Here is a 26,202-nt window from a genome sequence, read left to right as displayed (position 1 = left end):
TATGAATCAGGTACTTTCTCAAAGTGAAGTTGATGCGCTACTAGCCGCGGTCTCCGACGGAGATGTTGCCTCTTCTGATGCTCCAAAGTCAGATGATTCCTCCAGTGGTGGGGGCGGTGGCAGCGGAGGCGGCCATGGCAAGGTTGAAGAACGTAAAATCATTTCTTACGACTTAACCAGCCAGGACCGTATCATTCGTGGGCGCTTGCCACAGCTTGAAGTTATTTACGAAAAGTTCATGCGAGCTTTTCGTGTTTCTTTGTCTTCGGCTCTTCGTAAAATCGCTTCGATCACTTTGACAGGTACGGAATTTTTAAAATTCGGGGAGTTCATTAACACTTTGCCGATGCCGACTTGCATGTGTGTTCTGCGTTTCGGTAACTTGCGTGGTTCAGCTCTTTTCGTCATCGAAAGTAAACTGGCTTACGCATTGGTGGACAGCTTCTTTGGTGGAGCTGATCGTCCTTATACTAAAATTGACGGTAAAGATTTTACTCCGATCGAACTTCAGATTGTGCAAAAAGTTGTGGGCCTTGCAATCAACGATCTTGAATCCGCATGGGCATCTGTTGAAAAAATCGGATGTTCATTTGTTCGTACGGAAGTCAATCCACAGTTCGTAGGTATCGTTCCTCCGACCGACGTGGTTATCGCTTCCACTTTTGACGTTGAGCTTGAAAACGCGTCGGGTACGGTTTCAATCGTAATCCCTTACGCAACGATCGAGCCTATTAAACAGAAACTTTCCACTGGTTTCCAAGTTGAATCTGATCAAACGGATAAGAAGTTGTGGACCTCCACAATCCAAGAACAGCTTTTGGAAACAGATTTAGAAATCAAAGTGAACTTGGGTGAAACCGAGATCAAACTTCGCGACATGATGAGCTTGAAAGTGGGCGATGTTATTCCACTGGATCAAGACGCTACTGGCGAATTCGAAGTTGAAATTGAAGGTATCAAAAAGTTTTTAGGTTATTACGGAATACATCATGGAACCGTGGCTGTCCAAGTGACTCGTCCGGTAATCAAGTAGGGGGATAAATGACAGACGATAAATTGGACGACTTGGCAGATCAGTTAATGGCAGAAGCTTCGGGAATGGCCGCTGAAGGCAGCGCAGCTCCGAAAAAAGAAACGAACGGCTTATCAGGTGCTAAGGACAGAAATTTGAATCTGATTTTAGACATTCCATTGAAAGTTACAGTGGAATTGGGTCGTACGAAAATGCCAGTGAGTGAGCTTTTGAATCTGACTCAAGGTAGCGTTATTGAATTGAATAAATTGGCTGGTGAGCCAATGGAAGTATATGTGAATGACAAGTTGATTGCTCGCGGTGAGGCCGTGGTAGTGAATGAGAAATTCGGTGTACGTTTGACAGATATCATTTCTCCAGCTGAGCGCGTAGAGCAGCTTAAGTAAGAGGTTTGTTATGAAGTGGATTTTTGCGGTACTTTTTATGATTTCCGTTTCTGCTCACGCAGCAGACAAAGAGGCCCCTACCTCTAACACAGCTCCAGCAGCTGTGGCTGCGGAAGCTAATAATGAAACTGCGGCAGTTCCTGCGGAAACAACAACTCAAGAGGCTGTTGTTTCTAAAGATTTGCCAAAGATCGATAATCGCAAGGAATCTGAAATTCCACTTAATTTAGAAAACAAAAAAAATGCGGGAACTGAAGGCTCAAGCTGGTTCCGTATTCTAATGACTCTTTCAATCTTGGGCCTTGTGGGTTGCGGTGCATTTATCTTCTTGCGCAAGTATTCAGTGCCTAAAGAAAGAAAACACCAGACTCAGATCAAAGTGTTGCAACAGCATTACTTGGGTCCTAAGAAAAGTTTGGCAATCATTCGCGTTGCTGGTGAGTCGATACTGATCGGCGTGACCGATCACAATATTTCAATGATCAAGTCCTTGTCTTTGCTTGATGATGAAATTCCAGAAGAAGCTCCAAAAAGCTTTGGGAAAACAATGGCTACTTTTGACGAAGATGAAGATCAGTTTGAAGCCTCGTCGGAGCCCAGAGAGCGTGTCACATTCAAAACTCGCCAGAAAGAAACGCCAGCGATGGATGCTGATGAGGAGTTCGCGATCAGCGGGATCAAAGACATTGTTTCAAAACGTTTGAAAGGCATGAGGAATTTTCAGTGAACTTTAAGAAACTGACTCTTTGGAGTTTGATTCTGCTGCCACTTGTTTTGCTAACAAGTTCACATGCCTTTGCGCAAGTGACTTTGCCGACAGTAAACCTAGGTTTTAAAACTTCGGAAAACCCAAATGAAGTGGTTAATGCGATTAAACTTGTGATGATCATGACGGTGCTGACTTTAGCACCGGGCATCTTGATCATGATGACGGGCTTTACTCGTATTATTATCGTGTTGTCTTTTTTAAGACAGGCCATGGGTGTGCAGCAAATGCCACCCAATCAGTTATTGGTGGGTTTGTCTTTATTCCTCACGTTCTTTGTGATGCAGCCGGCATTCAATGAGATCAACACCAAAGGTGTTCAGCCTTATTTGAAAGGTGCCATTACTCAAGAGCAAGCTCTTGAAAGTTCTCTGGCTCCACTACGTAAGTTTATGTTCAATCAGACGCGTGATTCTGACTTGGCATTGTTCGTCAGACTTTCAAAAGTAGAAAAACCAAAAACGCGCGCTGAAGTTCCAACGATGGTTCTGGTGCCGGCGTTCGTTGTTTCTGAACTTAAAACAGCGTTCCAAATTGGTTTCATTATCTTTCTTCCGTTTCTGGTGATCGACATCGTGGCATCCAGCGTACTGATGGCCATGGGTATGATGATGCTTCCGCCAATTGTGATCTCGCTTCCATTTAAAATTATGCTTTTTGTACTTGTCGACGGTTGGGGACTCTTAATCGGTTCGATGGTTAAAAGTTTCGGTTGAGGTGAATAGTGACTGAAGAATTAGTGATTAAACTTGGTCAGGATGCTTTACGTACAACAGCTATGTTGTCGGCACCTCTTTTGATCAGCACGCTGGTAGTGGGTTTAGCGGTTTCCATTTTCCAAGCTTTGACTCAGATCAACGAGGCGACTTTGACGTTCATTCCAAAAATGATCGTGGTTGCGGTTGTGATTGTTCTGGCGGGGCCGTGGATGATGGATGTGATGACGACTTACACAGCCACGCTGATTGATAATATTCCAGCGATGGTCAGGGAATAGTTTAGATGTTGAATTGGACGGCCTTCACCGAAGCACAACTTTTATTGTTCGCATTGATTTTTTTGCGAATGATTGCTTTTGTGGTGGCGTCTGCATTCTTTGGTGCAGGTACCATTCCGACTCCTGTTAAAATTTTGCTATCCCTTATTTTAAGCGTTTTAATGTATCCGTTGGTTAAAATTGGCAACGTCGATTACTTGGTAATTTCCAATGAAATCGTGTCATTAGCTGCCAGGGAGATCATTGTCGGATTGTCCTTGGGATTTTTAACCCGCATCTTCTTTTTCGTTGTCTCTATGGTGGGGGATCTTATCGCTATGAGCGTGGGTTTATCTGCCGGTCAGATGTTCAATCCATTGCTTGGGACGTCTGGTAATGCGATGGAGTCTTTCTATACTTCCTTGGGAACCTTGGTTTTCCTCGCAATTAACGGTCATCACATTTTGATCCGTGCAATTTTGGAAAGCTATACTTTGGTATCTGTAAGCTCGATGAGCCTTAATGTGGGACCATTTGCAGAGATGGCAATGTTTGGTCAAACAGCGATGATCCTCACAATTAAGATGTGCGCACCAGTTCTGGTTACGATTATTTTAGTCAATCTTGCAATGGGTATTCTGGGGCGTGCGGTTCCTCAGATTAACGTCTTGGTTACGAGCATGCCAGTCACCATTATGATCGGCATGACAGTGGTTTTCATCTGCCTGCCTTTGATGATCTCAGAGATGCATGGTCTGGTCGAAATCACGGCTAGCAATCTGTTCAAAGTTATGAAGGCGATGTAGAATTTAGAGAGAGAAATGAAGTTCTAGGAAGGAACTAAGTGTCGGGAGAAGACAGCGAAAAAACCGAATCGGCAACGGATGCCAGGCGGGAAGAGTTTCGCAAACAAGGTAATGTGGCTCAATCCAAAGAGTTGGCGACAGCAGTATTGTTGTTGGCAGCTTCAGGGGGTATCTATGCCTTGGGTCGTTTCTTCTTCAAAAACTTCTATGACCTGTTCCACTATTCCTTGGGTCCGGACATGGTTGCCATGATTCGCACCGGAAACTTCACGGAAGCTCTTCGCATGAACGGAGAGAAAGCCCTTATTTTAATTGCTCCTGTAATGGGAATCGCGGGTTTGCTGGGTGCTGCTGCTACGGTTGCGCAAATTGGATTTTTGCAAGTTGAAGATGCATTAACTCCAGATCCCAACAAGTTAAATCCCGTTGAAGGCATGAAACGTGTGATGAGTCTTCGCGCCGTGATGGAAGCTGTAAAAGGCATTCTGAAAATGTGCGCAATCGGCATGGTTTTGTATTTCTTGTTACGTGGAGAAGTTCATCAAATTCCGTATTTGATGAGCTTCTCGATTGAACAAATTTGCAGCTACATTGGCAACATCGTCTCGAAACTATTGGGCGGAGTTGGTGGAGTTATGTTGGTTCTTGCGGCAGCCGACTATTTCTATCAGCGTTGGGATCTTGAAAAAAAGATGATGATGACCAAACAGGAAGTTAAGGAAGAACACAAGCAGCGCGAGGGTGATCCTATGATCAAATCGCGCATTCGTCGTATCCAAAGGGAGATGGCATCAAAACGAATGATGTCAGAAGTGCCTAAGGCCGACGTTGTGATCACGAACCCGACCCACATCGCAGTTGTTTTGAAGTATTCAGACAATTTGCCAGCACCCCAGGTGGTTGCGATGGGAGCGGATGTCGTAGCGGAGAATATTAAAGCTCTAGCTAGAGAGCATAATATTCCGATTGTTGAGAATAAACCTCTGGCACGAACGATCTTTAAAACGATGAAAATCGGGCAGGTGATTCCCAGAGATTTGTTTGTCGCGGTGGCCGAAGTACTTTCATATGTTTACCGTTTACGTAGGAAGAAAAGATAATGGAAGATGTTTTTCAGTTTTTAAAAAGATTCGAAAAGTATACGAAAAATACGGATCTTTTTATTGCGTTTGGTATTCTAGCTATCTTGGCGGTGATGATCATTCCATTGCCACCTTTGATGTTAGACATCTCGCTTACGTTTTCTTTGGCGATCAGTATCTTGATCTTGCTTGTGAGCATCTATACAGAAAGAGCTCTTGATTTTACATCTTTCCCGTCCCTGTTATTGATAACCACATTGTTCCGTCTAGCGCTCAACGTTGCGACAACTCGTTTGATCCTGACTCACGGACATGAAGGTGAAAAGGCGGCCGGCGATGTGATCGCTTCGTTCGCGAACTTCGTTGTCGGCGGTAACTACGTTATCGGTTTCATCATGTTTGCGATTTTGATCGTCATCAACTTCATGGTTATCACGAAGGGTTCTGGGCGCGTGGCCGAAGTCGCAGCTCGTTTTACTTTAGATGCAATGCCAGGTAAGCAAATGTCGATCGATGCCGAATTGAATGCCGGTCACATTACCGAAGCTGAAGCGCGTAAGCGTCGTCGTCAAATCGAGCAGGAAGCTGACTTTTACGGAGCGATGGACGGTGCTTCTAAATTCGTTCGTGGTGATGCAATTGCCGGGATCATCATTACACTCATTAATGTCATTGGTGGTTTGGGAATTGGTGTGATCCAGAAAGGTTTGGATGTTGGCACCGCTGCCAAGTACTACACGATGTTGACGATTGGTGACGGTTTGCTTGCGCAAATTCCAGCTCTGATCATCTCTACTGCAGCCGGTATGATTGTAACTCGTACTTCGAACTCTGATAAGAACATGGGGCAAGAGGTTACGGGCCAACTTTTGATCAATCCACGTGCTGTTATGATTTCGGGCGGGGTATTGCTCTTGATGGGAGTTGTACCTGGATTGCCGACAGTTCCATTCTTAATTATGGGTGGTATCTTGTGTGCAACATCATGGGCACTCAAAAAATTCAAAGCCGAGCATGCTGCAGCAGAAAAGAAAGCTTTGGAAACTCAAGCTACGGCGCCGAAAAAGGAAAACATCGAAAGCATGCTTCCAGTCGATATGGTGGAATTGGAAGTTGGTTACGGCCTGATCAGTATCGTAGAATCTGACCAATCGGGTGACTTGCTTGAACGTATCGTCAGTATCCGTAAGCAATTCGCTTTGGATTTGGGGATCGTGGTCCCAAGTATCCATATCCGCGACAACTTGCAATTGGCTCCAGGTGAGTACCGCGTGATGATCAAAGGTAACAAAGTCGGCGGCGGTACACTTCGTCCTGAATCTGTCTTGGCGATGGATCCGGGCAATGTCACTGAAAATATAGATGGCATTAAAACGAAAGAGCCAGCGTTCGGTCTTGATGCTCTTTGGATTTCTCCAAACCGTAAGGAAGATGCAGAGATCGCTGGATACACGGTTGTTGACTTGCCAACTGTGATGGCAACTCACTTAACCGAGATCATTCGCTCCCACGCTCATGAGTTGTTGGGTCGTCAAGAAGCTGCCTCCTTGGTTGAGAACTTCAAAAAATCTCATCCGAAAGTGGTGGAAGAACTTATCCCAGATCTTATGTCATTGGGTTCTGTGGTTCGCGTTATGCAAACCCTCCTTAAGGAACAAGTGTCAATTCGTAACCTATTGACGATCTTTGAAACGTTGGCTGATGAAGCTCCACGTACAAAAGACATCGAAGTGTTGACAGAGGCTGTTCGCAGATCTCTGGCTCGCGGTATTACGGCAAAATATACAACTGACCAGGGCAACATTCCAGTGATGACGTTGCATCCTGTGATCGAGGAACTCATTGCCAACTCACTCCTGCAAACAGAGCAAGGTGTGCAATTGGTGATGGATCCAAATACAGCACACCGCTTGATCAACGAGATCGCGCGGGCTGTGGAAAATCACCCAGAAGTCGCAAGTCAGCCGATCCTGCTGACCAGCCCGACTTCTCGTCGACATATTTACAAACTGACTTCGCGTTTTATTCCTCAACTAGTTGTGCTTTCGCATAACGAGTTGACGTCGGATGCGGATGTTCAAGCGGTTGCCCTTGTGGAGATGAGCCATGCAGGTTAAGAAATTTGAAGCACGTACAATGAAGGAAGCTCTGGAGATGGTGAAGACCCAATTGGGTCCTGATGCCATTATCCTTTCTGCACGCGACAACAACAAAAGCTTCGGGCTGGTGGGCGAAGGCAGTGTTGAAATCACCGCCGCCGTCTCCGAAGAGACTTTGCAAAAAAAGAAATTTGCAGAGTCACGTTTGCGCGAGCAAGATCGCGAAAGATTCGCGCAAAGCTCCGCAAAACAACAAAAAGAGTTGATCCAAAAGATGGTGGATAAGCATGTGCAAAAAAGCCAGCCTCCTCCAGCTATTACACAACGTCGTTATATCGATATCGATGATGAAAATAATTATGCTCGCCAACAGCAGTTGTCAGAGGAAAGAGTGAAAAATGCGGCACAACGTGCGCTTCATGCTTTCCAGGAACAGGAGCAGAATTTTGCTCCTAAAAAAGCTGTTGCGCCCGTGAAAGCGGCGCCAGCTCCGGTTGTAAAATCAGCTGCGGAGTCTGCTGAAATCATCGCCTTGAAAAACGAGATCGCTAGCTTAAAAAATGTGATCACTCAGTTCCAAACGATGCCGCAATCTTTTGTTGGTGCGCATCCGGGTGCTGACTACGGGATCAACTATGATCTGAGCTCCATCTTTGAAAAGTTAACTCGCTCTGGTATGGCCCCAGAAATCGCGGCGGATATCTTGACCCAAGCTCAAGAGACTTTGCCTGCATTGAAACTTAAGAACAAAGCGTTGGCTGAGGCCTTCGTTGCTCGCCATGTTTTAGATGCAATCAAAATTGCTCAAAACCCGACAGCTGGAAAAATTCATTGCTTCGTGGGCCCAGCGGGCAGTGGTAAAACATCTGCTTTAATTAAAATGGCAAGTCACATGGTCGTTCGTGAGCGCAAAAAAGTGGCGATTTTTACGACGGATACTTTTAAAGTAGGCGCGGCTGATCAGATGAAGATCTATGCGCAGATTTTGAATGTTCCATTCTCTGTGATCCGCACGCAAAATGACTGGCACAATTTGATGCGCTATCTGGCAAACGTTGATTGCGTGTTAGTGGATTTCGCTGGTTTGAGTTTGAAAAATAACGAGGAAATCAATTTGTTACGCAGTCTTTTACCGCCACAAGCTTTGAATGCAAACGTGCATTTGACGATGTCCACAAATACAAAAGATGCTGACGCAATCGAGTTGGGACGTCGATACTCGGTGCTTGGTTATAAAGATGTGGTGTTCACCGGTTTGGATGAATCCACCCAGCACGGCACGATTTACAATTTCATGAAACGTTTTGATATCCCACTTCACTCTTTTGGTATCGGTTCCAGAGTTCCAGAGGACTTTGAATTTGCAACGAAAGAGCGTTTGTTGGATTTGATGTTCAAAATTACGAAATTTAAACAACAGGATTCTGAAGCCGTATGAGCCGTTTAAATACATTCGATTTATATCGCACAAGAACGATCAGCATTACTTCTGGAAAGGGTGGTGTTGGTAAAACAACGTTGGTAGCCAATCTTGCCTTGAGCCTTGCGCAAAAAGGGAAGAAGGTTCTAATCCTTGACGGTGACTTGGGAATGGCGAACGTGGACATCATGTTCGGTGCCAAAAGCCAAGGTACGATTCACGATATCATCGCGGGTCGCAAGGAAATGAAAGACATTTTGTTGGAAGTGTCTAAAGATGTTTATTTAATTCCGGGTGGCAGCGGTGTTGTTGAATTTAACAACATGAACCACTTTGAAAGACGTGCGATGGTAGAAGCTGTTAGTACTTTGCCGATGGGATTTGATTTCCTATTGATCGATACGGCTCCGGGCATTGCGGAAAATGTTTTGTTCCTTAACTCTGCGGCGCAGTCAGTGAGTGTGGTTATCACTCCTGATCCATCAAGCTTCGCCGATGCTTATGCGCTTATTAAAGTTCTAAACAAACACTACAAGGTGAATCACTTCTCCATCGTGTGCAATCAAGTGCGTGATGAAGAAGACGGCATCAATTTGTACAAGCGTTTCAACGATGTTGTAAGTCGTTTCCTGTACATTGGTCTTGATTACTGGGGATCAGTTCCAAATGATGCTGTGTTGAGAAAAGCAACTCAAATGCAGCGTCTCATTGTGAGACATGATATTGGAGCAGAATCTTCTAAGGCAATTCGTCAAATTTCTGCGCAGATCGAGAAATCCTCTAAGTTAATTGAAGCTAATGGGGGAATGCAGATGTTTTGGGACCAAGTGGTGGGTATCGCCTAAGGTGACTCCTAGGCCGTTACAGAATTGGACTTTCAGCGCACAGGGCTGTTTGCTAACATAGACTTCAAGAGGGATAAATATGGGGAAAAATGCGGCATTGTTGAAGAAGTACAAGGATGAGCCACGTCAGCTCGCGCCGACTAAAAAAGACGATCTAATTAAAGAATACGCTCCACTCATTAAATTTATCGCTCAGAAGATCGCCGTTAGACTTCCCTCTAACATCGAATTGGATGACTTGATTTCTGCGGGTGTTATCGGCTTGATGGATGCCATCGAGAAATACGATTCCACACGTGATAATAAATTTAAAACTTACGCTGAATTCCGTATTCGCGGTGCTATCTTGGATGAACTTCGTGCTCAAGACTGGGTGCCACGTTCTATTCGTGATAAAGCAAAACTTTTGGATCGCACAATGGTTCAATTGGAAGCTGATTTGGGTCGTGCAGCGACAGATGAAGAAGTTGCGAAAGCACTTAACATCAGCATTGATGAGTTCCACGACATGGTTAACCAAGTTCGCCCTGTGAGCTTGTTGCCAATCGATCAAGCGACGACGTTCAGTAATACAGACAAAAAATCTATTATGGATATTTTGGAAGGTTCTCGTACGAACAGCCCTTTCAATCAATTGAATGTTAAAAACATCAAAGAAGTTGTGGCTACTGCTATCGAAGAGCTTCCTGAAAGACAACGTTTGGTTCTTTCTTTGTATTATTATGAAGATCTGAACTTGAAAGAGATCGGTCAAGTGTTGCGCGTGACTGAATCCCGCGTTTCTCAATTGCACGCTCAAGCGGTGACTCGCCTTCGCGCGAAACTTGCTGCAACTATTGGTGCAGGAGAATTGGAAGTCGCATAGAACTCCATTTGTATTTGAATAATTAAAACGCCATGGAAGTATCCATGGCGTTTTTCATTTCGCTTGCAGGAATCAGATGCCATTCCAAAGTCGGGATTGGCGCTCTTGTCTATGATCTTCAACAGACCTCCGCCTTGCTAGGACTCCTTGTGATATAATTCAATGGAGGAGGCCTTTATGAGAGTTCTACAGGTACTTCTAGCAAGTCTATTTATTTATTCAGGTTCCGCTGTTGCCGCTCCAGGTCCCACTTTAAGCGACGCCCTTATTAATGACTACAGCTCGTCGACACAGACGCAACAATCTGTTCGTACGCCCGCTTCGTCATTTCAGCGTCCCGGCATCTTGCCGTGCCCTGATGAATCACGAATAACCAAGATGAATGATTTGGCACGATTAGAAAATCATAGCCGCGATTGCCATCCTTCGACGGGTGGGGCTTTACAAAGTCAACCCAACCGACCTGAGGGCGAGGTGCGTGGCTCAGAAATTCCTAGTCAATTCGAATAATCGGATCGGCGAGTGTCGTTTGATTTTTCTTGTGCAAGGAACTCGGAGTTTGTCTTGAAACTTCTCGAATGTGAGTGAGAGATCTCACACTGTCTCTTGTAATATAAAATCTATGAAAACTATCATCATACAAATCATGACAGTCTTATTTGGTTTTTTCTTAATATTCCAAGCGACAGCAGCACAAGCAGGTATGGTTCAACTTAGAACCGCTGGTCTTGAAAAATTAAGTGCGAATTTGAATGATCATGAAGTGCAGGTTGCTTGGGAAGAGCCCATCAGATCCTTGAAGTGTAAATTAAAGAGTCACTTGGCGGTAGATGATTTTACAGGGCGTGCAACAAATAAAATGAAGGCTGTCGCAAGCATAGAGTGGCAATTTTAATTGTTACTCTTCATCCTCTTCCATCTTGGATTTAATCTTTTTCATCAAACGAGCTTCCATCTGGCGAACAGCCTCACGAGTGATTCCGTGCTTTTCACCGATCTCTTGTAAAGTAAGTGGCTCGTCGTTCAAAATACGTTCATCCAAAATGATTTTTTCACGCTCAGAAAGTTCAGGGCGGATGGCTTCGATTTTTTGTTTTAAAATTTCCAATTGCTCTTCACGAGCTAATTGCTCGTCCAGCGGTTGATCACTGACGTTTCGTTGTAAATCACCGATGCTAGTACTGGAATCGTCATCGACAGGCTTGTCCAAGCTGACGTCACGGCCTGACATACGCATTGCCATATCCCGAACTTCGTCCTCTGGAATTCCCAAGCGAGAGCTGATGAGTGCCGTTGTCGGTTCAACGCCCATCGCATCTAAGGCGTTCTTTTCTTTCTGAAGTTGATAGAAAAGTTTTCTTTGGTTCTGAGTGGTTCCAATGCGCACCATGGAGTATTGGCGCATCAAGTACTCTTGTATATATCCTTTGATCCACCATACCGCATAAGTGATCAAGCGGGCGCCCTTGTAGGGATTGTACTCGCGCACGGCATGCATCAAACCGACATTACCCTCTTGAATCAGGTCGATCATCTTGGCGCCGAATTTAGAATACTCTGCAGCCACCTTGACCACGAAGCGCAAATTAGATTTCACCAAGGCCTGTGCAGCTTCGGGATCTTTGGTTTCAAAATATTTCTTAGCTAGGGCGGTTTCTTCCTCTTTGGTCAAAACTTTGTAACGACGAATTTCGTTTAAATACATCACCAAGGGGTCAGTCGATGTAAGGGCTTTGGAAGAATCTAGGGATGGAAGATTTTTAGCGTCTTCAATCTCGACATCTTCGAATTCAGGCTCGTCATTGGATGATGGAACTGCATAGGCTTTGTCTGCTTCGGCGTGTTCCATCGAAGCATCGGAAGACTCATCTTCGTCGACGATTTCCGCCACAACTTTCTTCGGTTGTACTTTTTCTTTTGTAGGGGACTTTTTAGGCGCAGGTTTTTTCGGGCTGGCTTCTTTCGAAGCAGCCGCTACCTTTTTAGTGTCTTTCGACGTACTTGAGGTTTTCGCCTTGGTTTTTGCCATACTACCTTTTTTAAGCCAGGTACTTCGCTAGCTTTCGCTCCAAAGTTTCCTGCACCTTACCTTTGAACGGAGTCAGCATCAACGGCAGATCAACGACCACTGACACCTTACTTCCATTGCCCGCAGCGGCAACATTCATATCAGCTTTGAACTGGGAACCGTTCAGCTTGCAACTCATCGTTCCATCGCTAAAATCGCACTTTAACTTGGGATCGAATTTACGAATATCAAGGTCGTTGGCCAAAAATTCTTTAATTTTCTTATAAGCTTCTGAAGCTGGCTGACTGGAATCATGATTGATCGTGAACTTAGGCATTTTTAGGTCCTTTCAAACGCTCGGTTTGAAGAGTATATCGCTTCGTGGCGGCTAAGGGGAAGCTTTAAGGAAACCCTTCTCGCTTCAGACAGTCGGCGCCAGATGTGATTTGTGACCTCACCTAGGCTTTTGGCTCGCTGTGAAACTCGCGAACAGGCTTTTATCTGACTCATGTCCTCGAGTTTTCTGGGTGCGTTGGGTTTTGACGTTCGTTTCAAAAAATGGGAGTATTTTTGGATGCTTGGGATAGTTCCGGGCGTTCTTACCTTTGATAAGGGTTACCCATGAAATTTGTTAAGGATCTGAAGAGAACTGATTATTGCGGCAAAATGACTGCTGCGAATGTTGGACAAAAAGTTGTTGTGATGGGGTGGGTTGACGTGCGCCGCGATCACGGAAATTTGGTGTTCATCGATTTGCGCGATCGTGAAGGCATTGTGCAAGTAGTTCTGGATCCGAATAAAGCTGAAACTGCAGCTTCAAAAAACCTGCGTGGTGAATTTGTTATCGCGGTTGAAGGTATCGTTCGTGCGCGTCCAGATGGCATGAAAAACACTAAAATCAAAACGGGTGAAGTCGAGATTGAAGCAACTCGTTGTGAAATTTTGAATGAGTCTGCAGTGCCTCCGTTCCAAGCGGGTGATAACAACGTCAATGAAATGCTTCGTTTGAAATATCGTTACTTGGATTTACGTACAGAGCGTTTGCAATCTCACTTGATCACTCGTCACAAAGTGGCTCAAGTCGTTCGCAGATTCCTGTCTGATAACGGCTTCCTTGAAGTGGAAACTCCGATTCTTTATAAATCAACTCCCGAGGGTGCCCGTGACTATTTGGTTCCTTCCCGTGTGAATCAAGGAACGTTCTATGCGTTGCCACAGTCTCCGCAAACTTTGAAACAACTTTTGATGATCGCAGGTTATGACCGTTACTTCCAAATCGCTCGTTGCTTCCGTGACGAAGATTTGCGTGCCGACCGCCAGCCGGAGTTTTCGCAAATCGATATGGAAATGTCTTTCATTGACCAAGAAGACATCATGGCGATGAATGAAAAAATGCTTCGCACGATCTGGAAAGAAATCAAAGGTATCGACGTCGGCGAAATTCCTCGTATGACTTATCAGGAAGCCATGGATCGTTACGGTATTGATAAGCCTGACACTCGTTTCGGAATGGAAATCAAAGATTTGAAATCCATCGTCACAAATTCAGGATTTAAAGTTTTCGATGATTGCATTGCCCGCGGTGGCATCGTTCGTGGTATCGCGGTTCCTAAAGGTGGCGCATACTCTCGTGGTCAGTTTGATAAACTGACTGATATGGCAAAACGTGCAGGTGCAAAAGGTTTGGTGTGGATCAAATCTGAAGCTGACGGCACATTGAGCTCTCCAGTTTCTAAATTCTTTACACCAGAAAAATTGGCAGAGATCTTTGCAGCAACAGGTGCACAAAAAGGTGATTGTGCTTTGATCGTGGGTGATGAATTCGACATCGCTTGTGCAGCTCTTTCAACGCTTCGTTTGCACTTGGGTAAAGAATTAAACCTGATCGATACAAAATCATATAAATTCTTGTGGGTCGTGGACTTCCCATTGCTTGAGTACTCTCCAGATGAAAAACGTTGGGTAGCTCGTCATCATCCATTCACGTCGCCTAAGGATGAGTCGTTTGACGACTTGTTGGGTACGAACGAAGAAGCTTACGGTAAGATCTTGGCAAAAGCTTACGATCTTGTTTGTAACGGTTATGAAATGGGTGGCGGATCCATCCGTATCTATCGTAACGAAATTCAACAAGCAATGTTCCGCCTGCTTGGCATGAGCAAAGAAGAGACAGAGCATAAATTCGGTTTCTTCTTAGAGGCTTTGAAATACGGAACTCCTCCGCATGGTGGTATTGCATGGGGCTTGGACCGCTTGGTGATGCTACTGTGTGAAACAGACGCTATTCGTGAAGTGATCGCTTTCCCTAAGACGGCGAAAGCAACTGACTTGATGGCAGACTGCCCAAGTGAAGTGAAAAACGATCAGCTAGCTGAAGTGGGTATACGCCTGAGTGCAATGGCTGAGAAGGTTCTAGCCGACAAAGCTAAAGAAGGAAAAGAGAGCACGACATAAGCGGGCGGATCCTTCGTTGCTTCGTCGTCGGCGTACTAATAGTAGGCCTTCCTCCTTGCGCCTTGGCTGCGACCACTTATTTCGCGCTCGGGGCTCGGTGACGGGAATGGAAACTACAGCGGGGGCGAGTTAGTTTGTTACTGTGATATTGCCAGAAGTGGTCTGGATGTGAATCTTGGCCACTTGATCTGCAGAGGTGGCAGCCGCAGGATTCATCTGCGCATGATTGTCGATCTTGCCGAGTTCTGATTTCAATTCAAATTCGAAAATCTGATTTTTATCCACCACAAATTCGATGTCGCCAGTTTCTGAGTGCAGATTCAAAGTGGCCGCATATTTTTCGGGTAAGTAAACGGCGGCCACCAGCTTAGCGTCAGACTCTTCCGTGTATTCTTCACCATTCACGCTTAAGTGGATCCAGTGGGTCGACATGGGCTCATTCAAAACAATATTAATGCTGGACTGATCTGAAAGTTGACTCAGGTAAGGACCTTTTTCAAAGCGGGGAGCTTTGCCTTCTAAAGAGACTTTCAATGTCGAGCCATTGTAGGTGCGCACATGAATAGGCATCCGGTTGCTTTTGATATTTATGTTTTTAATTCCTTGCAAGAAGTACTCTTCCTGCTCTTGATAATCTTCACCACGAGTGAAATGCTGCGAAACTTTGTTGAAAGCCGTAAAGATCGAATCCGGATTGTAAACCGTGTATCCGATTAAAATAATCATCGCGCCGACAAAAATAAAAAAGAGGGCGATCGCGCCCATGATCAGCTTCTTCAACATGCGCTCATATTTATCACATTGAAAATCACAAAGAAACGTAATTGAATAAGAGACAGATCTTAGAAGGAGTTCCCATGCAAAGAGTTTTGCCAGAAACGACATTAGAAAAAAACATGATGTGCATGGGTGCTGTTTTTATTGAGGAAAATCATCTTTTGGATGATTTGTATGAAATTATCGGATCCGATTTGGTAGAAGGTCAGGAGTTGACCGGTGACGCCAAAGATCAAGTTCTTGATGAGGTGGGCGAGTATTTCTTTCGTTTGGACTTGAACTGGGGCCATGAAATCAAAGCTGATTGCATCGAGATCCTGCAAGAATATTGGGGTGTTAAAAGTCGCGAACAAGCTTTCCAAGCATTGGAGCAAATTCGTCAACAAGGTCACCGAGTCAAATTCAATGTCCTTCGTGATTTGGTTCCAGCAGACGGGGATCTAAGTGCTCACAATATGGAAAAGTTCAAACAGATATTTACTTTCGATTTTGCTGACGACAAACCGATCGAGCTTACTGATGAAGATTTTAAAAAACTGGCGCAATGGTTTCAACGTACACTGAGGTTTCTAAAGGAGCCAGGTATCCTGGGATGGGATGCTGCTCGTTTTGTTCATTTGGCTCGCTTAAGTTTTGTAGCGGGTTATATGGACGACAATGAAGCTTGGGCAGAAATTTTGAAGATGGCTCCGATAGCAGATGGAAAATTCGATAACTGGATGGAGTTTTCACAAAGCTTTCTGATCGGCCGGACATTCTGGTCAGGCAGCGAGGACCCGGTGGTCAAAAAGATCTGCGAACGACTTTTAGGACATCCCGCAAGCCCTTGGAATTTCTATACTCTTTCATAACTGACCTTCAAAAATTTCTCACTTTAGTCCAGATTCGTTAAGGGGGTCTCAAGCTGAGACGTCTTATTCCGATACGAAGTATAAGGGAAACCATGGATGGTTTTTCTTAAAACACACACGGAGGTGTGGAATGGATAAAATCAGCGGAATTCTTCCTGCAAGCCCACGAACAAGGATGGCAGAAACTGCTGCTGCGCAACCAGCGCGCCCAGGAGCCCCTGAGTTCGGTCGTCCTCAAGGTAAAAATTCTTTGGGCGACAGAATTCAACTTAGTAAGCAAATGGAAGAGATGCGCCAATCAGGTCAGTTGCCTCAGCCAGAAGCTCCGATCTCTTATAAAACTCCTGAGATGAGCAAAAAGAAAGTGATCGAAGATCTGAATAAGGCATTCTTCACAAATCCGAAAACAATCGCTAGGGAAAATGCTGATGTGACTCGCTCGGAAGAAGCTCTTGAGAACACTACGAATGCTCAAGAATTTTTTCCGACTCGATCGAATTCGTCAACTCAACCAGGAAGCCATGGTCTTCCAGCGAGCACAGTCGATAAGCCCCTTTAAAAACTCTTAAACCTGAAGGCTCTCGACCGACCACGAGGATGTAGTCCAGAGAGAGCTGAATCAGGCGACGAATCGCCGTTAGATTCCATTGGGGAGCCCCCATTTGAATCAGCATTTCCAAGCGTATCAAAGCTTGCGCCGCATCTTGAGCGTGAAGCGTTCCAAAACTTCCTGCGTGTCCTGTGGCCAGGGCCATCAAAAAGTCCTTCGCTTCTGCCCCGCGTACTTCACCCATAACCAATCGATCTGGTCTTAAACGCAACGAGCGTTTTACTAATAGTGTTTGATCAATGCTGGGTAAAATTCCCTGAGGATCTTCCCGAGTCAGCAGCTTCATGCTGGCACTATTTGAAAGTGCAATCTCTGACGTGTCTTCGATAACCACGACACGCTCATTTTCGGGAAGCAAATTCAATAGTGAATTCAGAACTGATGTTTTTCCAGAGCCTGTCGAACCCACTACCAAAAAGTTTTTCCGGTGCGCGATAAGTTGCCTGAAAAAAAGCAGATCTGCTTCAGAGCACCAGCTTTGCGCCTGAAGCTTTTCGAAAGTCCAAGGATTTCTGGGGTGACGTCGAAGCGAAAGGTGTGGATGCGACTGTGTTAGATCAGCACCAATCAGACTTAGTCGGAAATCCCCGAAGCTGCTGTCAGCCGAGGGGTGTTCGACCGTTATGTAGCACTTTGCTGCTTGTGACAGTCTTTCAATACAGTTGCGATAACTAAGTTCCGACAAAAAGGAATCTTGATGTTGTTGCAGGCAACCTCTTTTCTCAAACCAAATATTCGTCGGACCGTTCACTAAGATCTCGGTGATCTCTTCGTCCTCCATCAACTGACATAGCGGACCCCATTTATAAAACTCGTCTTTAATTCTGTTCCCTGTTTTAAAATCAAGCAGAGCAGTTTCGCTTTCAATCAGTTGATCAATCTTTTTCGAGCGCAGTTGCGTTTCTTCATCCGGCGACAGCAACAACTCGTTCAGCGGCAAGGTCTGAATCTTTTCCTGAATCCGTTCGTAGTGCATTAATATTTCTTTGATCATTTTAGTTTCCTACCTGTCCAATGTGCTGAAGTGAGCTTTCGCTTTCTTCGTTTTCGCTCATAATTGACGGACGAACGAAGATCACCAGCTCGGATCTTCTCTCGCTGTAATCTTTGCTGGAGAATAGGGGTCCTAATATAGGAATTCTTGACAGCATCGGTAGTCCTTCCGAAGTGTCGCCCCCTTCTTTTTTTAGCAATCCGGAAAGAGCGATTGTCTGAGTGCGTGTCAGGTCGAAATGGCTGGAAACTCGGTTGGTAAGAATGCCGGGCACATTGTCAATTCCACTTCCCTTGTCTAATGTTGAGATTTCGGTATCGATAGAAAGGCTCATTCTGCCAGAGGCATCGGCCTTGGGTTTGACTCGTAATAAAATACCATAACGTTTCCAGACAACATCTTGAACTTTGTAATTCGCAATTTTGATTGGAAACTCACCGCCCGCCAGGAACTCCGCCTCGGAACCACTTCGGCAAACAAGGTTCGGACTTGCTAATATTTTGCCGTAACCTTTTTTTTCAAATGCTTGAACATCTAAAAGAGTTTTGTCGAACTCGATGGCACCTTCCCCTAAAATGGCAGCCCGGTACGCCGCCGGCCATTTTATACCATATAAAAGTGCGCTTTCGTGCCGTACCTCTGCTACGGTGATCTGTACCTTTACGGTGGGAGCAATTTCAAGGCTGCTTTGGTCTTTGATAATATTGATTCCGTATGGACGCAAAATTTTTTGATATTTGCGTAAAATGATATCATTTCCAGAAACTCGGATTTCAGGAGACGGCACAAAGATGATCGATTGCGGGGGAACTTTCGCTTTGCTTAATAAATCAGTAAAATGCTGCTGGCTTTCACTTTGTAAAGCGGGCGAAAGGGCTGCGCGCATTTGATAGGAGACGCCCGAATCAGTCAGAAGCTCGGCTAAGCGAATCCAGTCTTGCAGTCGATATAACCTGCCAGTCACCAACAGGTCGCCATCACCTACTTCCACGGACAGTCCAATTATTTTAGATAATTGCTTTTTTAGATCAGAGAATGCGGCCCGCTTCCCCGGGTGAATCACTTGCACTCGGTAAAGATTGTCATCGATACGAACGTTGGTCAGCCCCTCTGTCAGGCCTTTGATATTCAAACGTCCTCCCAGAGCCTCCGCTTTCAGAATTGTTCGGTCTTGAATCCAGACGGAAGATTTCGGATGAACGGGCAGAAGGGAGCTTTCACCCAAAGAAAGAATAATCTCAGAAGGGGCGGAGAATGCAGTCAGCGAATAAAGAATAATGAAAAGGCAGATAAGGTTTTTCATGAAAGCCTGCTGGAGCAAGCTTAAGGCGCGCCTCTCGCAAGTTCACAACAAGGTAAACCTGCGAGCTTCGGACATCTACGGATGAGCTAGCGGCAGCTCAAAGAAGACCATCACACCTTGATCAGTATTTTTAAACTGCAAGTGGGAGTTATGGGCTTTCAGAATCGCCTGACAAATCGTAAGACCTAGGCCCGTTCCCGTTGAATGGTGCATAACATCTTCATCGATATAAAAGGGCTTCATGATTTTATCGACAACTTTGCTGGACAAGTGCGGACCGCGATTGGAAACCGAAAATCTGGCCACTGTGCCTTCGGTAGCAACTTTGACTTCGATATCAGTCGCGTCTTGGCAAAACTTTGCAGCATTATGAATCAAGCGCTGAACAATTTGTTTTACCAGGCGCACGTCCGCTAAAACTCCTGTGGGGGCGATGTTTTGAACAACATTGATGTGTTTCTGATTCAAAAGGTTTACGACCTCTTTTGGAAGATCTGTGAACTCAGAAAAAGCAACATTTTGCACATCGATTTTAAGCTGATTTGTTTCTGCACGAACAATCAACAAAACATCATCAACCAAACTTTTCAGCCTCTCAGCACTGCGAGAGATGCGATTTACCATAAGCTTGTCCTCATCAGGTAATGAAGACTCACTCAAAAGTTGGGAAAAGCTTAGAATTGACGTCAGTGGTGTTTTCAACTCGTGATTGATTAAGATCATGAAATTAGATTTTGCGACATCGAGACTTTTTAATTCCTCGAGTGCTTTTGCCAGCTCCACGTTTTTAGTTTTTAACTCTTGGCCAAGTGCAAATCTGTCCACTGCGTGATCCACAGTGTTCGCTAGATCTACTGGATCCCAGGGTTTCGTGACGTAACGGAAGATCTGACCTTTATTCACGGCTTCGATCACAGATTCTAAATCGGTATAACCCGTCAAAAGAATGCGAACTGTTTCAGGATGAGAATGCAGAGTTTTTTCTAAAAACTCCGATCCAGTCATTTCCGGCATACGTTGATCGGTGATGATCAAAGCCAACGGTCCTGGATGTTGGTCAAGAACCTCCAGGGCCTGCTTTCCAGACGTAGCCTTTAGTACAGTATATTTCTTACGAAATAACCGTTCTAAAGCCTCGACGTTATCTATTTCATCGTCAACACAAAGAATTGTGTGCTTGCTCATATGAAGGTAGTGTAGGATTTGAAGAGTACGAGTGCAAAGTATTTTAGATACTTTATGTTGTCATGGAGGACGACGAGCTTGGTCCAGATAACTCTTATCTTGGTCTGGATTGATCAGTATTGAGTCAAGTCTCTCTCTTATCCTGACGATTAGTGAAACGAAGAAGTGCTTTTTTATTTCAGGAGATCGAGTATGAAATTATGGATTCGCGTTGCAACTCCACTGACGATCGTGTTGGGTTTTGCAATCAATGCTCAAGCGCAATACGCCGCTAGTTATGGAATGGCCGGAACTGGTGTGTATGGCGGTATGCAAGCATGTCCTTATAATTACGGTGCTGGTCAAGCTGCTACAAGCGAAGACGATGCAGTGTCTGACATTCAAAATTCAATCGCTCAATTGAAAAAAGAAAAAGCTGAAAAGAAGCGCGAGCTTACTAAGGCTGAAAGAGATTTGAAGTACGCAAGACGTGATATCGATGACGTTATCGCGGATAATTATGCGCAAACTCTTTATGATCATATGGATAATGCGCGTTCCTGCAGCGAATATCGTGGTTACAAAGACGACGAGTTCGAAGCAACAGGCCAACAAGGTAGTGAAGGTCAGGCAGCAGCAGCAGAAAAACCAACTGCTGGTGATTTTGAAATTGCGGAATGGAACGGTTCTGAATCTAGCAGAAACTATGTTTGTAACAAAAGCCAACGTGGTGCGGTTAATGCGGGTGTTTGTATAACATCTAAATTCCAGGTTAAAGATCGCCGCATCGGAAATCCTGATAAATGTAAAAAAGCTCTTTCGACTTACGCTTCAACAACACAAAAAGCAAACAAGCTTCGCAGCGACATGGAAGCTATCGATCGCTCTTTAGAATATGCTAAAGACGATTTGAAAGATGCTCGTAAAGATGCTCTTCAAGCGAAACAAGATGCTCAACGTGAGCAAACTGAAGGTGGCATCTGTACTGACTGTGCGACTACAGGAAATGGCTATACTTATCAAAGACCTCAAACTGACTGGTCTAGCGTGATCGCGAACGTCGGTATGGGTGTTCTTGGTACTTACCTAGGTTATCAGCAAAATAAATATGTGACGGATGCCAATGCAAATCTTGGTTATCCTTCAAATCCATATCCAGCATGGACATTCGGTATGCCGTACCTTGCAACCGGTCTGACGCAAGCGTTGGGCGGTGGTAGTGGTGTTTACGGTGCGATGTCTGGTGGTATCGGTGCAGGCGGTTTCGGATGTGCTGGTCAAAATGGTGGAGCGTACGGAATGTACGGTCCTTACGGTGGTGCAAATGGTACCGGTATGTGGGGTAACCCGTATGCTATGCAAGGTATGAATCCTTTTGGACAAATGGGTGGCGGTATCTACGCTAACGGTATGGGTCCTTGGGGGATGGCTGGTCCGATGGGTATGGGCATGAATCCATACGGTGCGGGCGGCATGAGTTTCGTTAACGGTATCGCGAATGGTTACATGGGTTCATACATGGGCGGTATGTATGCTGGTGGTATGTATGCCGGTGGCATGTACGCTGGCAGCATGGTCGGTGGTATGTACATGGGTGGTATAGCCGGCGGTATGGCTGGTTCCTATATGGGCGGTATGTATGCTGGTGGTATGTATGCCGGTGGTATGTACGCTGGCAGCATGGTCGGCGGCATGTATCTTGGTGGTATCGCAGGTGGCGGCATTTATATGGGCGGCGGTGCGTATACAGGCGGCATGTACATGGGCGGCATGGGTGGATATGGCACTTACACTGGTGCTATGACAAGTGGTTACGCTGGCGATTTGGGTATGATGCAAATGCAACAGCAAATGATGCAAGCTCAAATGGCTCAGTACCAAGCTCAAATGCAAGCTCAAATCCAACGTCAACAAGCTTCTTCGAGCGTGGTTCAAGAGATCATGACGTTGCAACAAAAACTGTATTACATCCAATCTGGCGCTTACACGGGTAGCACAGGTTACATCGGTGGTTCGGGTAATTCTGGTTACTACGGTAACACGATCTATGGCACTGGTACGACGACATATCCAGGTGGCGTGATCATGGGTGGCGGTAGCTATGCATCATCGGGTACCGGTTCAGTAACGGTTCCAGGTTCAGTCCCTATTACAACTGGGACTGGAACAACAACAGGTGTTGGTACAGGTCGATAATTTAAAAATTAAAACTTAAAAAGCATAAGGCCTTCTGATAAAACAGAGGGCCTTATGCTTTTTAAGATCCCACGTCTTTATGACAGTCATACTCACTTTTTGGCGACCGGCGAATTTGCGACGGGTCTTATGCTGTTTGATTTGCCCAGTGCAGAGGCTATTCGCTATGTGGAGCTTCAAGGTAAGACGGCTTTCCGAGGTGGTTGGCTCGTGGGATTCGGCTGGGACGAAAACAAATGGCCCGACAAAAGACTTCCGAATAAAAAACAATTAGATGAAATTTTCCCGAACTATCCGGTGTATCTGGCGCGAGCAGATGGGCATACGGCTTGGGTGAACTCTGCCGCCCTGAAAGAGTTGGGACTGCAATCCGAATCCGGTCTTTTAAGCGAGAAGGATCATCTGCAAAGTTTCGATAGGATTCCACCCTTTGAAAAAGCTCAACAGCGTCAGCAAATCTTAGCTGCTTGCAAGCTGTATAACCGCGCGGGCTTTACACATATTCGTGATATGTCCTGCACAGATTCTTTGTGGAATCTACTGGTCGGAATGGAAGAGGCCAACGAGCTGACTCTGGCGATCGAGGAAAACTATACGGTTCATGAGCTCAATCAGCTGGACGGTGCAATCGCCTCTGTATTGATGGCCAGAAAAACTCCGAGTCGCTTACTGCGAGCAAAAGGCATCAAATTTTTCTATGACGGATCTTTGGGCTCTGAAACAGCTCTGTTATCTCGTCCATACAATGGAGAAGGTGACAACGTTGGAAAAACTCTGTGGTCATTAGAAGATGCCGAAGAAGTTTTCAAATTGACTTGGGCAGCCGGTTTAGAAGTTTCTGTTCATACGATTGGGGATGAAGCTGCTCATCAAATGGTGAAGTTAGCCCGCAAAATTTCTGCCCAGGGATTTGTGGGACGCTTGAATTTAGAGCACGCACAGGTTCTGCGCCCAGAAACAATTCAAGCGATGAAGCCCTTGCACGTACGTTGCCATATGCAGCCTTGCCACTGGTTAAGTGATCGTAAGTGGTTGCAGCAAAAACTGCGCGGTCTTTATTCGTATGCATTTCCCTGGGAAGCTTTGAAGAATGCGCAGATTCCAATTTCATTTGGTTGCGACAGCCCTATAGAACCTTCATCTTTTTTCGCAAATAGACAAGCTCTCGAAGAAAGCCCTAAAGATCGTATTAAACGTTTCACTGGTGATTTGGCGATTTATCACGGTCATCCTGATGCGACTTTTACCGACTCGTGGACAGTGATCGATGGCGATCGCATTCAGGAAGTTTTCTTTGACGGTCAAATTCTGGATTTAGAGTCCTAGGGTTTCGTCACAACGATTTTTTTATCTTTAAGAGCGTATGCCCCAGCTCCACCTATGAGTAAGACACCCGCTGGGTAAACCCAATATTTATTTTTCTCCACCCACTGAATAAAATGGCTTTCTGTTTGCGGAGTCTTGATCGATTTTGTGCAATTTGGATTAAAGAAAATCAGTCCATTGCTGGCAATGGTGAAATCATCGATGGCGGCTGAAAATGCGTCGCAGGTGCCTGATACCATCGGTTCGGGGACGAAATGCTGTTGCATCAGTTGAACAAAAGTTCCCCTAAAAAGGATGGCCTTGTGAGTATTCGATAGCAATGTGAATTGATAGGCGGCCTCCGACGAGATCTCTAAAGATATCCCGGTCGTAAGGTCATACGGAACAGATTCGATCAGTAATGTGTCTGTGGTTGGCCACTGACGAGTGATAGCTTGAATGTCGACTTTGACCTTGGCACATGTTTCTAAAGGCACGCTTAAAAGGCCACGCACTTTGCATTGAAGGGTCTTTAATTCTGTATTGTTTTTAAATTCGCTACGTTCTTGAAGTTTATTTGATAAATCATAGATGAAATTTATTGATGTTGCGCTTAGAGCTGCACCGGATTCGATAGTGCGCAACTGTAAAAGAATTTCTTTGGGTGAAGCATCTAAGCGTTCCGCAATCTTGTAAAGAAGGTCCTCCTGATGAGAATTACTTTGAAGTTTGTCTGTAAAATATCGAACGTAGGATACGGCTTCAGCGTGTGACTTTATAAATGCATTGTATTCTTCACGTGATGAAGTCGGCGACTGAACAATAACTGCGGCGATTGTATCGATGCTTAAGAGAACTGAAAAAAAGGCGAAGAAGAACTGTTTCATAATATTTCCTAGTTCGCGTAGTCGATGCGCACAGAGTTTTGTTGTTTTTCTGCGGCAAGTTTTCCGCCACGGACGTCAGGGTTCTGAACTACAGCTAAAAAGGGGCCACTGTATTGCAGAATGCGTTGTCCTTCTGATTCTTTGACCAAGACAGCGAATTGCTCCGGGTTGCGTGGAGCCCGTAATAGCTTTACTCGGGAAGCAACTCGGATTCCTCCCTTGCGTGAGTCAGTTTGTGTAAGGTAAAGGTCCACCACTCCACCCATGTCTCCCATAATTGATGCGAGAGCATCGGAGTTGGAAATTTCTAAAGGAATCAAGGTGAATCCATGGGGAATGTAAGTGTCCACGGATTCCGGAGCGACTTCCTGACGTGTTTCAACAACAGGCGTGGCTGGTTTGTTGTGAAGAATAGCAAACGCTCCGATGACAATAAATCCTGCGATAAGTAATTTATGTTCGAACTTTAAGTTCTGGAACTTATCGTGAGACGTCTTTAGAAAACTGGAAGCTTTGATTTCTTTGTTTAATATTTTCATAACTTTTAAATCCTTGATAGCCCGAGCGACCTTGACCTTTGTGTTCTTGAAACCTGCTAAACCCGATACAGAAAATCAGTAGAATAAAAAACATGAACAGGGACGTTTCGATCATTATTTGTCCCTTAGAATTTTTGGAACCCATGATTGCCCTTTTTCTGTGACTGTGACCGCACATGATTTTTGAAATTTGAAACTTCCGGATATCAAACTTTGCAGATGACGATTTACCCTAAGCTCATATTGCCATCGGTGGACCAACACTTGCTTTTGCTCGATGTCAGAGTCCGTTCTGTATATCGGAGCAATGTCCGTTCCTTCCGGAGAGACGGACAGCTTGGGATAAGAGCTACTGGTAACCCGCGCCGAGGTGTCAAATAAGCTTCGATAATCAATAATTTTTGTAGTCATCAGACCCAATTCTCGAGAGGTACTTTGTTGGGCGTTCGTTAGAGCGAGATTACCCTGTTGGATGATCGCTTTTTGCCGGATGTTCAAAACTTCCTGTTTGGCGTGAATACTGTTGATTTTTAGTTGCGCTTTGGTTGCTCCAGGGACGTCTTTTATAGAGATCGCCAGTGCTAATTCAGCCTGGGCCTTTCTCTCGTCAGAGATGAGTTTTGAGGCTTTTGGATTGAGTTTTAAAAGAGCATCAATCTGCTTTCCCGCTTTGGTTTGTCCTAACAAATTGCCCGAGCGGCAGGTGTAGCTGAACCGTTGTTCGATTTGAAGAAATGTCATCGCCGCATAAGATGCTAAGCCCATTGCAAGTAGGACCGGCAGCAGCGGGACCATCATCGCCAGCGCGAAACCTTTTTGATTTATTTTTCGCATGT

The 26,202-nt window shown here is 45.1% G+C and carries 27 protein-coding genes; 18 read left to right on the top strand and 9 right to left on the bottom strand.

Going from position 1 to position 26,202, the window contains the following annotated elements:
• The first annotated feature begins 1 nt into the window (after position 1).
• The 13 genes from fliM to B9G69_RS01155 all read left to right on the top strand — a co-directional run bounded on the left by fliM (position 2) and on the right by B9G69_RS01155 (position 11,173).
• Positions 2-1,033, top strand: coding sequence for a flagellar motor switch protein FliM (gene fliM, locus B9G69_RS01215; RefSeq protein WP_088616479.1), 1,032 nt, complete (start codon positions 2-4; stop codon positions 1,031-1,033).
• Between the two features lie 8 nt (positions 1,034-1,041).
• Positions 1,042-1,419 (top strand): flagellar motor switch protein FliN, encoded by a 378-nt coding sequence (gene fliN, locus B9G69_RS01210; RefSeq protein ID WP_265437912.1) that lies wholly within the window; start codon positions 1,042-1,044, stop codon positions 1,417-1,419.
• A 10-nt stretch (positions 1,420-1,429) separates the two neighbouring features.
• Positions 1,430-2,146, top strand: coding sequence for a FliO/MopB family protein (locus tag B9G69_RS01205; RefSeq protein ID WP_088616477.1), 717 nt, complete (start codon positions 1,430-1,432; stop codon positions 2,144-2,146).
• A complete protein-coding gene (fliP, locus tag B9G69_RS01200; protein ID WP_088616476.1) occupies positions 2,143-2,901 on the top strand; it encodes a flagellar type III secretion system pore protein FliP in 759 nt (252 codons plus the stop codon). Before B9G69_RS01205 ends, fliP begins: the two co-directional genes overlap by 4 nt.
• An 8-nt stretch (positions 2,902-2,909) precedes the next feature.
• Positions 2,910-3,182, top strand: a complete 273-nt coding sequence (gene fliQ, locus B9G69_RS01195; RefSeq protein WP_088616475.1) for a flagellar biosynthesis protein FliQ — start codon at positions 2,910-2,912, stop codon at positions 3,180-3,182.
• Positions 3,183-3,187: 5 nt separating this feature from the next.
• Positions 3,188-3,967 (top strand): flagellar biosynthetic protein FliR, encoded by a 780-nt coding sequence (gene fliR, locus B9G69_RS01190; RefSeq protein ID WP_088616474.1) that lies wholly within the window; start codon positions 3,188-3,190, stop codon positions 3,965-3,967.
• A gap of 113 nt (positions 3,968-4,080) precedes the next feature.
• Positions 4,081-5,067: an EscU/YscU/HrcU family type III secretion system export apparatus switch protein gene (locus B9G69_RS01185; RefSeq protein WP_265437911.1), complete on the top strand. Its 987-nt coding sequence runs from the start codon at positions 4,081-4,083 to the stop codon at positions 5,065-5,067.
• Positions 5,067-7,166 carry a flagellar biosynthesis protein FlhA gene (flhA, locus tag B9G69_RS01180; RefSeq protein WP_265437910.1) on the top strand — a complete coding sequence of 700 codons (2,100 nt, stop codon included), beginning with the start codon at positions 5,067-5,069 and terminating at the stop codon, positions 7,164-7,166. The genes B9G69_RS01185 and flhA overlap by 1 nt, the downstream gene beginning before the upstream one ends.
• Complete coding sequence (flhF, locus tag B9G69_RS01175; protein ID WP_088616471.1) at positions 7,156-8,586, top strand: flagellar biosynthesis protein FlhF; 1,431 nt, start codon at positions 7,156-7,158, stop codon at positions 8,584-8,586. Before flhA ends, flhF begins: the two co-directional genes overlap by 11 nt.
• Positions 8,583-9,413, top strand: a complete 831-nt coding sequence (locus tag B9G69_RS01170; protein WP_088616470.1) for a MinD/ParA family protein — start codon at positions 8,583-8,585, stop codon at positions 9,411-9,413. The genes flhF and B9G69_RS01170 overlap by 4 nt, the downstream gene beginning before the upstream one ends.
• 79 nt (positions 9,414-9,492) lie before the next feature.
• A complete protein-coding gene (locus B9G69_RS01165; protein ID WP_088616469.1) occupies positions 9,493-10,278 on the top strand; it encodes a FliA/WhiG family RNA polymerase sigma factor in 786 nt (261 codons plus the stop codon).
• Positions 10,279-10,455: 177 nt separating this feature from the next.
• A complete protein-coding gene (locus tag B9G69_RS01160) occupies positions 10,456-10,788 on the top strand; it encodes a hypothetical protein (protein WP_141096961.1) in 333 nt (110 codons plus the stop codon).
• A gap of 112 nt (positions 10,789-10,900) precedes the next feature.
• Positions 10,901-11,173: a hypothetical protein gene (locus B9G69_RS01155; protein WP_088616468.1), complete on the top strand. Its 273-nt coding sequence runs from the start codon at positions 10,901-10,903 to the stop codon at positions 11,171-11,173.
• Between the two features lie 3 nt (positions 11,174-11,176).
• Here the strand turns inward: B9G69_RS01155 and B9G69_RS01150 are convergent, their stop codons facing one another.
• Both B9G69_RS01150 and B9G69_RS01145 read right to left on the bottom strand, forming a co-directional pair.
• Positions 11,177-12,307: a sigma-70 family RNA polymerase sigma factor gene (locus B9G69_RS01150; protein ID WP_088616467.1), complete on the bottom strand. Its 1,131-nt coding sequence runs from the start codon at positions 12,305-12,307 to the stop codon at positions 11,177-11,179.
• A gap of 10 nt (positions 12,308-12,317) precedes the next feature.
• Positions 12,318-12,623, bottom strand: a complete 306-nt coding sequence (locus B9G69_RS01145) for a polyhydroxyalkanoic acid system family protein (protein WP_088616466.1) — start codon at positions 12,621-12,623, stop codon at positions 12,318-12,320.
• A 284-nt stretch (positions 12,624-12,907) separates the two neighbouring features.
• Between B9G69_RS01145 and aspS the strand changes: the two genes are divergently transcribed.
• Entirely contained in the window at positions 12,908-14,740 is a 1,833-nt protein-coding gene (gene aspS / locus B9G69_RS01140) for an aspartate--tRNA ligase (RefSeq protein WP_088616465.1), read from the top strand.
• Between the two features lie 129 nt (positions 14,741-14,869).
• Here the strand turns inward: aspS and B9G69_RS01135 are convergent, their stop codons facing one another.
• Positions 14,870-15,523, bottom strand: a complete 654-nt coding sequence (locus tag B9G69_RS01135) for a DUF4097 family beta strand repeat-containing protein (protein WP_088616464.1) — start codon at positions 15,521-15,523, stop codon at positions 14,870-14,872.
• Between the two features lie 74 nt (positions 15,524-15,597).
• On the opposite strand from B9G69_RS01135, the gene B9G69_RS01130 reads away from it, so the two are divergent.
• Together B9G69_RS01130 and B9G69_RS01125 are read left to right on the top strand one after the other, a co-directional pair.
• Positions 15,598-16,368, top strand: a complete 771-nt coding sequence (locus tag B9G69_RS01130; protein WP_088616463.1) for a DUF1266 domain-containing protein — start codon at positions 15,598-15,600, stop codon at positions 16,366-16,368.
• Positions 16,369-16,498: 130 nt separating this feature from the next.
• Positions 16,499-16,927, top strand: a complete 429-nt coding sequence (locus tag B9G69_RS01125; RefSeq protein WP_141096960.1) for a hypothetical protein — start codon at positions 16,499-16,501, stop codon at positions 16,925-16,927.
• On the opposite strand, the gene B9G69_RS01120 is transcribed toward B9G69_RS01125, so the two are convergent.
• The 3 genes from B9G69_RS01120 to B9G69_RS01110 all read right to left on the bottom strand — a co-directional run bounded on the left by B9G69_RS01120 (position 16,830) and on the right by B9G69_RS01110 (position 20,460).
• Complete coding sequence (locus tag B9G69_RS01120; RefSeq protein ID WP_088616461.1) at positions 16,830-17,972, bottom strand: CpaF family protein; 1,143 nt, start codon at positions 17,970-17,972, stop codon at positions 16,830-16,832. The genes B9G69_RS01125 and B9G69_RS01120 overlap by 98 nt on opposite strands.
• A 1-nt stretch (position 17,973) precedes the next feature.
• Entirely contained in the window at positions 17,974-19,275 is a 1,302-nt protein-coding gene (locus B9G69_RS01115) for a type II and III secretion system protein (RefSeq protein WP_265437909.1), read from the bottom strand.
• A 75-nt stretch (positions 19,276-19,350) separates the two neighbouring features.
• A complete protein-coding gene (locus B9G69_RS01110) occupies positions 19,351-20,460 on the bottom strand; it encodes a hybrid sensor histidine kinase/response regulator (protein WP_088616459.1) in 1,110 nt (369 codons plus the stop codon).
• Positions 20,461-20,652: 192 nt separating this feature from the next.
• Between B9G69_RS01110 and B9G69_RS01105 the strand changes: the two genes are divergently transcribed.
• Together B9G69_RS01105 and B9G69_RS01100 are read left to right on the top strand one after the other, a co-directional pair.
• Positions 20,653-22,635, top strand: coding sequence for a hypothetical protein (locus B9G69_RS01105; RefSeq protein ID WP_088616458.1), 1,983 nt, complete (start codon positions 20,653-20,655; stop codon positions 22,633-22,635).
• 54 nt (positions 22,636-22,689) lie between these two features.
• A complete protein-coding gene (locus B9G69_RS01100) occupies positions 22,690-23,961 on the top strand; it encodes an amidohydrolase (protein ID WP_088616457.1) in 1,272 nt (423 codons plus the stop codon).
• Here the strand turns inward: B9G69_RS01100 and B9G69_RS01095 are convergent.
• From B9G69_RS01095 to B9G69_RS01085, 3 genes are all read right to left on the bottom strand, one after another.
• Entirely contained in the window at positions 23,958-24,827 is an 870-nt protein-coding gene (locus tag B9G69_RS01095; RefSeq protein WP_088616456.1) for a hypothetical protein, read from the bottom strand. The genes B9G69_RS01100 and B9G69_RS01095 overlap by 4 nt on opposite strands.
• An 8-nt stretch (positions 24,828-24,835) precedes the next feature.
• Positions 24,836-25,366: a hypothetical protein gene (locus B9G69_RS01090; RefSeq protein ID WP_254916973.1), complete on the bottom strand. Its 531-nt coding sequence runs from the start codon at positions 25,364-25,366 to the stop codon at positions 24,836-24,838.
• Between the two features lie 114 nt (positions 25,367-25,480).
• A complete protein-coding gene (locus tag B9G69_RS01085; protein WP_265437908.1) occupies positions 25,481-26,200 on the bottom strand; it encodes a hypothetical protein in 720 nt (239 codons plus the stop codon).
• Between the last annotated feature and the right edge of the window lie 2 nt (positions 26,201-26,202).

Source organism: Bdellovibrio sp. SKB1291214 (assembly GCF_002209355.2).
Taxonomy (GTDB): domain Bacteria; phylum Bdellovibrionota; class Bdellovibrionia; order Bdellovibrionales; family Bdellovibrionaceae; genus Bdellovibrio.
Note: the sequence above shows the minus strand (reverse complement) of the source record. Positions and strands in the feature narration are given on the sequence as shown.